Below are 10,735 nucleotides of genomic sequence, written 5' to 3' on the forward strand. Positions count from 1 at the left end.
CCGGCTCAGCCGCCGGACACCCCCGCGTCCTCCATCAGTCCGCTGACCTCCGTACCGGGCGGGGTCAGCAGGAACACATTGCGGTCGACCCGGTGCATCCCGCTGCCCAGACCGAAGACCACGCCCGTACTGAAGTCGAGGACCCGCTTGGCGACGTCGCCCTCCGCGCTCGACAGGTCGAGCAGGACCGGCGCCCCTGCCATCAGCGTCTCGGCGACCTCCCTGGCGTCCGCGAAGATGTTCACCCTGAGGACCACGAACCGCCGGCGGGTCTCGGTCTCCGCGTCGGGCAGCGAGCGGTGGTTCACCGCGGACGGCCACGCGTCCCTGCCCCGCAGCGGCACGACCTGGGCGAGCCCTTCCCACTGTTCATCGGTGACGTCGTAACGGCTCACCGGCTCCCCCCGACCTGACTCGCACTCATTGCCTGCACCAGCCAATTCTTACGCCAAGTCACCCGTTCGGCCCAACAACGACACGAAGCGCCACGGCCCGTCGGCATCTCCTTGCGCGCCACCGAGGGGCACATGTACGAATACGCCCGGTTCTTACCGCCCTCACACCGGACTCTTCACCTGGCGCCACACCCCGCTCACCGGCCGCCGTTAGCGTCCGATGTCGTGCACTTGGCAGAAACACAGCAGGTGACACCCGGCCGGCGGACACAGTCGGCGGTGTCCGCCGTCCCGGGAGTCCGCACGGCGGCCGCGGCGGCCCCGGAGGCTCCCGCGCAGTGGCACCGGGTGCTGACCCTCCTCGCGGACATGAGCCTGTTCATCGGCACCCGGTCGGTGTGGAACCAGGCGGCCAGCCACCGGCTGGCCCTCGCGGCGGTGATCTCCGTCTGCTACGTCTCGATCCTGATCAGCGGTGTCCTCGCCCTGACGGTACGGCGGGCGCGCTCGCTGGCCCGTCTGGACCTGGTGGTGCTGGTGACCGCGGTCACGCTCACCGTGTGCACCTGGGCGCTGAACCACGCCGGTGGCGACGAGGCCGTCCTCACGACGCAGGCCGCGCGGGAGATGCTGGCCGGGCACCAGATCTACGGACAGCCGTGGCCCTGGCTGTTCCACACCAAGGGCGTCGCGCTGACGGCGACGATAAGCGGTGGTTACGACTACACGTACGGCTATCCCCCGCTCGCCCCGCTGCTGACCGCGCCCCTGCTGTGGCTGGGCCACGGCGGGCTCCCGGCGACGGCGGCGGCGACGCTCGCGCTGATCGTGTGCGCGGTGGTGCTGTGGCGGATGCTGCCGATGCCGTGGCGCTCGGCGGCGACGATGCTCTGCCTGGGCTTCAGCTTCCTGCCGACGTACGCGCGCCAGGGCTACCCGGCGATCGTCGCCCTGGCGCTGCTGGTGCCGGTGGTGGTGCGCTGGCCGCGGATCGGCAGCGGGGGCCGGCTGGGCGCCCCGGGGATCGCGCGGGCCGTGTGCCTGGGCGCCGCGTGCGCGACCCAGCAACTGCCCTGGTTCGTGACACCGTTCCTGCTGGCCGGCATCTACGCGGTGCGCCGCGGGGAGCTGGGCGGACGGGCGGCCTGGGCGGTGGTGCTGCGCATCCTCGGGATCGCCGCGGCGGCCTGGCTGCTGGTCAACGCGTACTTCGTGGTGCACGAGCCGGGCCCCTGGCTCGGCGGGATCGCCCTTCCGCTGACCCAGGGCGCGGTGCTGCACGGCCAGGGCCTGGTGGACATCTCGCTGTACTTCACGCACGGCAGCGACCGGCTCGACTGGTACGGCCACGCGAGCGTGCTCCTCGCAGCGGCCCTGCTGGGTCTGTTCGTGCTCTTCGTACGGCGGCTGGGCCCGGCCGCGACCGTGCTGCCGTGGTGCGCCTTCTACCTGGCGACCCGCTCCCAGGACGGCTACTACCTGATGATGACGCCGCTGTGGCTCGCCGCGGCGGTCACGGTGCCCCTGTCGGACTTCTCGCGCGCCTGGCAGCCGCGCCCCAGGTGGCTCAGGGGCCCGCACCGCCGCCCCGCGCTGGTGGGGGCAGTCGCTCTGCTGGTGCTGCCCGCACTGGTGAGCGCGACCCTCGCGGTGTCGGGACGGCCGCCGCTGCGGATGGACATCACGGCGGCCCGCCGGGCCACGGGGCACTCGCTGTCGGCCCTGACCGTGCGCGTGGCCAACACCGGGGACGCCCCGCTCACCCCGCACTACATGTTCACGACGGGCCAGGGCATGAGCAGGTACTGGTCCCTGGGGCACGGTCCGGCCACGATCCCCGCGCACACCACGGCGACCGTGGAACTGCGGGCACCCGGAGGGCGGTTCCCGCTGTCCGCCAAGCAGAGCGCCCGCTTCCGGCTGCGCGCCTTCACCGCGGACCCGCAGACGCTCTCCACCCTCGACGTACGGCCGGCCGATCTGGGCCGAAAGGGCTGAGCGAAAGGGCTGAGCGGGAGGGCTGAGCGGAAGGCCGAGCCACAGGGCCGGGCGGGAAGGGCCCACGCACCAGCCCGCCCTGCGACTGAACCGTCAGCGATCCGTGCGGCTGGACCGCATCAGCCATCGGTGCGGCCGAACCCCATCAGCCGTCCGTGCGGGTGAACCGCAGCCCGGCCGTCACCGCGGTCAGGCCGCGCATCATGCCCAGCTGGTTCCAGGTCACCCCGAACTGGTCCCGGTCCACGGTGAACTCGGCCTCCAGGGTGAGCGCCTCGGCCGTCGCCGAGGCCACGCGCGCGGTGAAGGTGAGCGGCCGGCTGACGCCTCGCACGGTGAGCTGACCGGTGACCCGGACGCTGTCGCCGTCGAGGCGGTCGGCGGAGCGGGCGGCGAAGGTGATCTCCGGGTGGTTGCCGGCGTCCAGGAGGTCGGCCGAGTGCAGGTGGGTGTCCCGCTTGGCGTTCCCGGTGTCCAGGGAGGCCACGTCGAGTCGCACGGTGCCGGTGGCCGAGCCGTCGGCGCGAACCTCGCCCTCGCCCGTGACGGCGGTGAAGGTGCCCTTGACGGTGACCAGGCCCCAGAAGGTCCTGTGCCGCAGGCCCACGGTGGACGCGGCCGGGTCGAGCTGCCAGATGCCTGTTTCGACGGCGACGGTCATGGCCGTCCTCCTGTTCGGGTGGGATGGTTCGGTCACACCATTGGTTCAAATTTGGATGACCTCACGCTAGCCCATCATCCAAATTTGGACAACAGGTAGACTCGAAGCCATGGCCGCCCGCGACGAACACCTCGACGACCAGCCCACTTGCCCCTCCGCCGGGGGCGGCGGGCTGCTCCCCGCCGAGCTGCGCGCCTGGATGCTCCTGCTGGCCGCGACGGGCGCGGTGGAGCAGCGGCTGCGGACGGTCGTGAAGGAGTCCCTCGACGTCTCGCACGACGAGTTCCTCATCCTGTGCCTGCTGGCCGAGCAGCCGCGGGGCGGCCTGCGCATGACCCGGATCGCGGAACTCCTCGGCCGCCCCAAGACCCGGCTGACCTACCAGATCGCCTGCCTCCAGCGGACCGGACTGGTCACGCGCGAGTCCGCGTGCGGGGACAGACGGGGCATCGTGGTGGCGCTCACCGACAAGGCCCGGCGGCTGCTGCAGGAGGCCTCCGGCGTGCTCGCCGACACGGTGCGCGAGGCACTCTCCCGGTTCGTCGGCCCCGAGCAGCGCGAGGCGCTGTCCGCGCTGGTCCCCGACTTCGCCGACGAGCCCCGACAGCCACAGGAACCGTAGGAAACCGGGCTCTTGAGGGCGTGAGCGGTCCAGGTCACTGACGCAAGGAGGGAAACCTCACAGGCCGCGATGTGCCGTCACTCACGGCTGCTGCCCTAGCATCCGAGCCATGACGGTCCTGCCTGACGACGGGCTCCCACTGGCCGCCGAGTTCCCTGACGCGACCCACGAGCAGTGGCAACGCCTGGTCGAAGGTGTGCTGCGCAAGTCGGGCAAGGAAGTCTCGGGTACGGCAGCAGAGGACGCCCTGTCCACCCTGCTCGAGGACGGGCTGCGCACCCGGCCCCTCTACACCGCGCGCGACGGCGCGCCCGACCCCGGTCTGCCCGGCTTCGCGCCGTTCGTGCGCGGCAGCCGCCCCGAGGGCGGCACCACGGGCGGCTGGGACGTACGGCAGCAGCACGCGACGCTCGTCGACGGTGCCGTCCTCGCCGACCTGGAGAACGGCGTCACCTCGCTGTGGCTGCTCGTGGGCCGGGGCGGCGTCCCGGTGTCCGGCATCGAGCGCGCCCTCGACGGCGTCTACCTCGACCTGGCCCCGGTGGTCCTGGACGCCGGCCGTGACACCGAGGCCGCCGCGGCCGCGCTGCTGCGGCTGTACGAGGACAGAGGCGTGGACCCGAAGGCCGTGCGCGGCAACCTGGGCGCCGATCCGCTCGGGTACGAGGCCCGCACCGGCTCCCCGCTGGACTTCGCGCCCGTCGCCGCCCTCGCCGCGCGCTGCGCCGAGCGGTTCCCGGGCCTGCGCGCGCTGACCGTGGACGCGCTGCCGTACCACGAGGCGGGCGGCTCGGCCGCCCAGGAGCTGGGCGCCTCCCTCGCCACCGGCGTGGCCTACCTGCGCGAGCTGACCGAGGCCGGCCTCACGGTCGAAGCGGCCTGCGCCCAGCTGGAGTTCCGCTACGCGGCCACCGCCGACCAGTTCCTGACCATCGCCAAGCTGCGTGCCGCGCGCCGGCTGTGGGCGCGGGTCGCCGAGGTCTCCGGGGCGCCCGGGGCGGGCGCGCAGGTGCAGCACGCGGTGACCTCGCCGGTGATGATGAGCCGCCGCGACCCGTGGGTGAACATGCTGCGCACGACGGTCGCGACGCTGGCCGCCGGGGTCGGCGGCGCCGACTCGGTGACCGTCCTGCCGTTCGACCACGCACTCGGCCTGCCGGACGCGTTCGCCCGCCGTATCGCCCGCAACACCTCCACGATCCTGGTCGAGGAGTCCCACCTGGCCCGGGTGATCGACCCGGCGGGCGGCTCCTGGTACGTCGAGCGGCTCACCGACGAACTCGCCCACGCCGCCTGGGAGTTCTTCCGGACGATCGAGCGGGACGGCGGCCAGTCGGCCGTGCTGCGCTCCGGCCGCATCCGCACGGACCTGGCGACGACCTGGGCCGAACGCTCCAAGAAGCTCGCCAAGCGGCGCGAACCCATCACCGGTGTCAGCGAGTTCCCGTTGCTGGCCGAGAAGCCGGTCGAGCGCGAGCCGGCACCCGAGCCGCCCTCCGGCGGGCTGCCCCGGGTGCGCCGGGACGAGGCCTACGAGGCGCTGCGCGCCCGCTCCGACGCCCATCTGGCGGCGACCGGCGCCCGCCCCCGGATCTTCCTGGCAACTCTCGGCTCCGCCGCCGACTACACCGCGCGGGCGACCTTCGCCGCCAATTTGTTCCAGGCGGGCGGCATCGAGCCCGTCACCGAGGGCGGTTTCGAGGACAGCGGCGCGACCGAGGCCGTGGTGTGCTCCAGCGACGCGCTCTACGCTGAACAGGCCGGGCAGACGGCCCGTTCGCTGCGTGCCGCCGGCGCCCGCCATGTGTTCCTGGCAGGACGCCCGGCCGACCACGCCGGCATCGACTCGTACGTCTTCGCGGGATGTGACGCCGTCGCCGTGCTCTCCGCGACCCTCGACCGCATGGGAGTGTCCTGATGGGAATCCCCGACTTCTCCGGCATCGAGCTGGGGACCCCGCTCACCGAGGGCGGTGACGGGGAGTGGCGCCGGGCCGTCGAGCGGGCGACCGGCGCCGCGCAGCCGCTGTGGGAGACCCCGGAGGGCATCGGGGTCAAGCCGCTGTACACCGGCCGTGACCTGGAGGGCCTGGACTTCCTCGGCACCTACCCGGGCATGGCCCCGTATCTGCGCGGCCCGTACCCGACGATGTACGTCAACCAGCCCTGGACGATCCGTCAGTACGCGGGCTTCTCCACCGCCCAGGAGTCCAACGCGTTCTACCGGCGCAACCTGGCGGCCGGTCAGAAGGGCCTGTCGGTCGCCTTCGACCTGCCCACGCACCGCGGTTACGACAGTGACCACCCGCGGGTGACCGGCGACGTCGGCATGGCGGGCGTCGCGATCGACTCGATCTACGACATGCGGCAGCTCTTCGACGGCATCCCGCTGGACAAGATGACCGTGTCGATGACGATGAACGGCGCCGTGCTGCCGGTGCTGGCGCTCTACATCGTGGCGGCGGAGGAGCAGGGCGTACCGCCCGAGAAGCTGGCCGGGACCATTCAGAACGACATTCTGAAGGAGTTCATGGTCCGCAACACCTACATCTATCCGCCGAAGCCGTCGATGCGGATCATCTCCGACATCTTCGCGTACACCTCGCAGCGGATGCCCCGCTACAACTCCATCTCGATCTCCGGGTACCACATCCAGGAGGCCGGTGCGACGGCCGACCTGGAGCTGGCGTACACCCTCGCCGACGGTGTGGAGTACATCCGGGCGGGCCGCGAGGCGGGCTTGGACGTGGACGCGTTCGCGCCGCGGCTGTCGTTCTTCTGGGCGATCGGCATGAACTTCTTCATGGAGGTCGCCAAGCTGCGGGCGGCGCGGCTGCTGTGGGCCAAGCTGGTCTCCCAGTTCGAGCCGAAGAACACCAAGTCCCTGTCCCTGCGCACCCATTCGCAGACCTCGGGCTGGTCGCTGACGGCGCAGGACGTCTTCAACAACGTCACGCGCACCTGCGTGGAGGCGATGGCCGCGACCCAGGGCCACACCCAGTCGCTGCACACCAACGCCCTCGACGAGGCGCTCGCGCTGCCCACCGACTTCTCGGCCCGCATCGCCCGCAACACCCAGCTGCTCATCCAGCAGGAGTCGGGCACCACCCGGGTCATCGACCCGTGGGGCGGCAGCGCCTACGTGGAGCGGCTCACCTACGACCTCGCGCGCAGGGCCTGGGCGCACATCCAGGAGGTCGAGCAGGCCGGCGGCATGGCGCAGGCCATCGACGCGGGCATCCCGAAGCTGCGCGTGGAGGAGGCCGCGGCCCGCACCCAGGCCCGGATCGACTCCGGGCGGCAGCCGGTGATCGGTGTCAACAAGTACCGGGTGGACAGCGACGAGCAGATCGAGGTCCTCAAGGTCGACAACTCCTCGGTGCGCACCCAGCAGATCGAGAAGCTGCGGCGGCTGCGCGCGGAGCGGGACGAGACCGCGTGCCGGGACGCGCTGGACGCGCTGACCCGGGCCGCGGACGGCGAGGGCAACCTGCTGGAGCTGGCCGTGCGCGCGGCGCGTGCCAACGCCACCGTCGGTGAGATCTCCGACGCCCTGGAGAAGGTGTACGGCCGGCACGCGAGCCAGATCCGTACCATCTCCGGCGTGTACCGCAACGAAGCAGGCGCGTCCCCGTCCGTGGACCGCACCCGTGCCCTGGTCGACGCGTTCGAGGAGGCCGAGGGCCGCCGGCCGCGCATCCTGGTCGCCAAGATGGGCCAGGACGGCCACGACCGCGGCCAGAAGGTGATCGCGACCGCCTTCGCCGACCTCGGCTTCGACGTCGACGTCGGCCCGCTGTTCCAGACCCCGGAGGAGGTCGCCCGGCAGGCCGTCGAGGCGGACGTGCACGTGGTCGGAGTGTCCTCGCTGGCCGCCGGTCACCTCACCCTCGTCCCGGCGCTGCGCGAGAAGCTCGCCGAGGAAGGCCGTGAGGACATCATGGTCGTGGTCGGCGGGGTGATCCCGCCGCAGGACGTGCCGACGCTGCTGGAGATGGGCGCCGTGGCCGTGTTCCCGCCCGGGACGGTGATCCCGGACGCGGCGTACGACCTGGTGCAGCGGCTCGCGGCCGACCTCGGCCACGACCTCTGATCCGCATGGCAGCGATCGATCTCGACACGTATGTGAAGGGCGTGCTCGACGGGAAGCGGGCCCTGGTGGCCCGCGCCATCACGCTCGTCGAGTCCACCCGGCCACAGCACCGGGCGCTGGCGCAGGAGCTGCTCACCGAGCTGCTCCCGCACAGCGGCCGGGCGCGGCGGATCGGCATCAGCGGGGTGCCGGGCGTGGGCAAGTCGACGTTCATCGACGCGTTCGGCACGCTGCTGACCTCGCTGGGCCATCGGGTCGCCGTACTCGCCGTCGACCCGTCCTCCACCCGCACGGGCGGCTCGATCCTGGGTGACAAGACCCGGATGGAACGCCTGGCGGTGGACGCGAACGCCTTCGTACGGCCCTCCCCCAGCGCGGGCACGCTGGGCGGGGTCGCGAAGGCCACGCGCGAGTCGATGGTGGTCATGGAGGCGGCGGGCTACGACGTGATCCTCGTCGAGACCGTCGGCGTCGGCCAGTCGGAAACCGCGGTGGCCGACATGGTCGACTCCTTCCTCCTGCTGACCCTGGCCCGCACCGGCGACCAGCTGCAGGGCATCAAGAAGGGCGTCCTGGAGCTGGCCGACGTGATCGCCGTCAACAAGGCGGACGGCCCGCACGAGCGCGACGCCCGGGCGGCGGCGCGGGAACTGGCGGGCGCCCTGCGGCTGATGCACGGCAAGGACGCGTTCTGGACCCCGCCGGTGCTCAGTTGCAGTGCCCGTGAGTCGGCCGGCCTCGATGTGGTGTGGGAGCGCCTGGAACAGCACCGCACGCTGCTCGACTCCACCGGGCGGCTGACCGCCAAGCGGCGGGACCAGCAGGTCGGCTGGACCTGGTCGATGGTCCGCGACGAACTGCTGGGCCGTCTGCACGCGGACCCCGCGGTGCGCGAGGCCGCTCCCGCCCTCGAACAGCAGGTCAGGGACGGCTCGTTGACGGCGACCCTGGCCGCGGAGCACATCCTGCGGGCGTTCGGCGGCAGCGCGCGGAACACGTCCGCCCCGTGACACGCCTTCGGCCGGGGCCGCACGGGACGGTGCGGCCCCGGCCGGAAACACCGCGCGACGGTGCAGGTCCCGTCGGCGGGGCGCCGCTCAGGTGCGGGCGGGGAGCCGGTCGGCCAGTTCGCCGATGACCCGGTCGGTCTCCTCGAAGAGGTAGAAGTGGTCGCCGGAGAACTCGACGGAGTCGAACGGACCGGAGGTCCACTCGCGCCATCGCGCGACCCCGTCCAGGGAGAGCCTGTCGTCCGCCAGACCGGCGAAGGCCGTCACCGGGCAGGTCAGCCGGGCCTGCGGCCGGGGCGTGTACTCGGCGAGCAGCCGGTAGTCGCCGCGCACCACGGGCAGGATCAGCTCCCGCATCTGCGGCATCTCCAGCAACTCCGGCTGGGTGCCGCCCAGTGCGATCAGGGCCGCGCACAACTCGTCGTCGTCCAGCAGATGCAGGTGCCGCACCGGCGGGCAGTCGGGGGCCTCGCGCGCCGACACGAACAGCCGCTCGGCCGGGTGTCCCGACTCCCCCATCGCCAGGACCAGTTCGTACGCCACGAAGGCGCCCATGCTGTGCCCGAGGGCCAGCCACGGGCGGTCGAGCACCGTGCGCAGGTCCGCGGCCAGATCCGCGGCGAGTGCCGGGATCGAGGCGGGCCAGGGGTCGCCGATCCGGTGCACCCGCCCCGGGTAGCAGGCGACGATCAGCTCCACCTCGGGCGGCAGCCGCTTGGCCCATGCGGTGTACACGCTGTACGAGCCGCCGGCGTGCGGCAGACAGACCAGCTGGAAGCGGGCCTCGGGGCGAGGCCGGGGGCGGCGCAGGGATGTGGGCTCCGTCATGTGCGGGTGGCGTCCCTTCTCTTCATGTCTTCCGGTCATTTTCCGTCGTCGGCCGGGCCCTTTCCTCGCGGGGTCGTACAAAAGCCGAACCCGAGCGTCCCGGGGTCGAGGGCCGTTGCCCCGCCGTCGACGCTGAGCACCGCGCCATGGACCGGCCTGTGCCGGTCCGAGGTGTGGGCGCCGCACTGCGGGGCAGGCTGGAATCGTCTCGTCGTGCGCCGGTCTGTCTCCTTTCCGCCGGATCGGCCCGGGAGTGGGTCTGGCCCCACCCACCCGTACGTCCAGGCCCATACCGTGGCCCTCCCCCGCTCCGTAGCGTCGGCATCACCACGAGACGGAGGAAGACAGACATGGCCAAGACCAAGGACTCCACGGTGAATGCGACGCAGCTCACGGACCCCGGTGTCCAGGGAGCCTTCGAGACGGTGAAGAGCTCCATCAAGCTCTACGGCGCTCTCACCGCCGCGGCGATCGTCGTGCTCGCCGTGGTCGCGACGACCGGTCACTCGGTGACCACGTTCATGTGGGTCCGGTCGGCCGTGCTGCTGGCGGTCGCCGTGGTGATCCACCGGATGGCCGTCACCGCTTCGCAGGGGAACCGAAAGGCCTTCGACCGCGTGGAGACCCTGACCGCCATCATGCCCATCGCGATCATCGGCGTCGACCTGATCCCGGGTGTCTGCCCGCTCTGGTTCGCCGTGATGCAGGGCATCTGCGCGCTGCCCGTCATCCGCGCCGCTGTCGTCACCCGCCAATCCACGCTGCGCGCCGTGTTCCCCAAGGGCGCCTGAGGGCAGTTCCCCGGGCAACGTTCCGTCCCGGCGGGTTCCCGCTGGTCAGGCCTCGACGCTCCCCATCTCAAGACCACCTTTCGACCGACCTGTTGGCGTATGCCGGTCGGAGTCGCCGGCACCGGGACCGGTTCCCGGGCCGCGGTGAACGCCCCACCCAGGAGGACCCCCCGAATGTTCCGACGTATTGGAACAACTGTCGTCCGTCATCCCGTCTGGACGATCGTGGCGTGGCTGATAGCGGCGGTGGCGATCGTCGCCACGGCTCCGAGCCTTCCCTCGAACAGTGACGAGAGCAGCTTCCTGCCCAAGAGTTACGAGTCCATCAAAGCGGCCAC

Annotated in this window: 9 protein-coding genes; 6 read left to right on the plus strand and 3 right to left on the minus strand. The window is 71.9% G+C overall.

What is annotated here, in order from left to right; all coding sequences use genetic code 11:
* Positions 1–5: 5 nt before the first annotated feature.
* Positions 6–395: a cell division protein SepF gene (locus ACFZCP_RS11285; RefSeq protein ID WP_362700324.1), complete on the minus strand. Its 390-nt coding sequence runs from the start codon at positions 393–395 to the stop codon at positions 6–8.
* Between the two features lie 225 nt (positions 396–620).
* Between ACFZCP_RS11285 and ACFZCP_RS11290 the strand changes: the two genes are divergently transcribed.
* Positions 621–2,393, plus strand: a complete 1,773-nt coding sequence (locus tag ACFZCP_RS11290; RefSeq protein ID WP_391426168.1) for a hypothetical protein — start codon at positions 621–623, stop codon at positions 2,391–2,393.
* 145 nt (positions 2,394–2,538) lie between these two features.
* Here ACFZCP_RS11290 and ACFZCP_RS11295 read toward each other — a convergent pair whose 3' ends face one another.
* The gene (locus tag ACFZCP_RS11295) at positions 2,539–3,054 is read right to left on the minus strand and encodes a YceI family protein (protein WP_391426171.1); all 516 of its coding nucleotides are present in this window, start codon (positions 3,052–3,054) and stop codon (positions 2,539–2,541) included.
* A 109-nt stretch (positions 3,055–3,163) separates the two neighbouring features.
* Between ACFZCP_RS11295 and ACFZCP_RS11300 the strand changes: the two genes are divergently transcribed.
* The 4 genes from ACFZCP_RS11300 (at position 3,164) to meaB (ending at position 8,778) form a co-directional block, all read left to right on the plus strand.
* On the plus strand, positions 3,164–3,676 hold the full coding sequence (locus ACFZCP_RS11300; RefSeq protein ID WP_391426172.1) for a MarR family transcriptional regulator: 513 nt from the start codon (positions 3,164–3,166) through the stop codon (positions 3,674–3,676).
* 109 nt (positions 3,677–3,785) lie between these two features.
* Positions 3,786–5,594 (plus strand): methylmalonyl-CoA mutase family protein, encoded by a 1,809-nt coding sequence (locus ACFZCP_RS11305; RefSeq protein ID WP_391426175.1) that lies wholly within the window; start codon positions 3,786–3,788, stop codon positions 5,592–5,594.
* Positions 5,594–7,768 carry a methylmalonyl-CoA mutase gene (scpA, locus tag ACFZCP_RS11310; protein ID WP_391426177.1) on the plus strand — a complete coding sequence of 725 codons (2,175 nt, stop codon included), beginning with the start codon at positions 5,594–5,596 and terminating at the stop codon, positions 7,766–7,768. Before ACFZCP_RS11305 ends, scpA begins: the two co-directional genes overlap by 1 nt.
* Positions 7,769–7,773: 5 nt before the next feature.
* Entirely contained in the window at positions 7,774–8,778 is a 1,005-nt protein-coding gene (meaB, locus tag ACFZCP_RS11315; RefSeq protein ID WP_362700314.1) for a methylmalonyl Co-A mutase-associated GTPase MeaB, read from the plus strand.
* 87 nt (positions 8,779–8,865) lie between these two features.
* Here meaB and ACFZCP_RS11320 read toward each other — a convergent pair whose 3' ends face one another.
* Positions 8,866–9,606: an alpha/beta fold hydrolase gene (locus ACFZCP_RS11320; protein ID WP_391426180.1), complete on the minus strand. Its 741-nt coding sequence runs from the start codon at positions 9,604–9,606 to the stop codon at positions 8,866–8,868.
* Between the two features lie 350 nt (positions 9,607–9,956).
* On the opposite strand from ACFZCP_RS11320, the gene ACFZCP_RS11325 reads away from it, so the two are divergent.
* The gene (locus ACFZCP_RS11325) at positions 9,957–10,397 is read left to right on the plus strand and encodes a hypothetical protein (protein WP_391426182.1); all 441 of its coding nucleotides are present in this window, start codon (positions 9,957–9,959) and stop codon (positions 10,395–10,397) included.
* The last annotated feature ends 338 nt before the right edge of the window (positions 10,398–10,735 follow it).

The organism is Streptomyces sp. NPDC007971, from assembly GCF_042958635.1.
GTDB lineage: Bacteria > Actinomycetota > Actinomycetes > Streptomycetales > Streptomycetaceae > Streptomyces.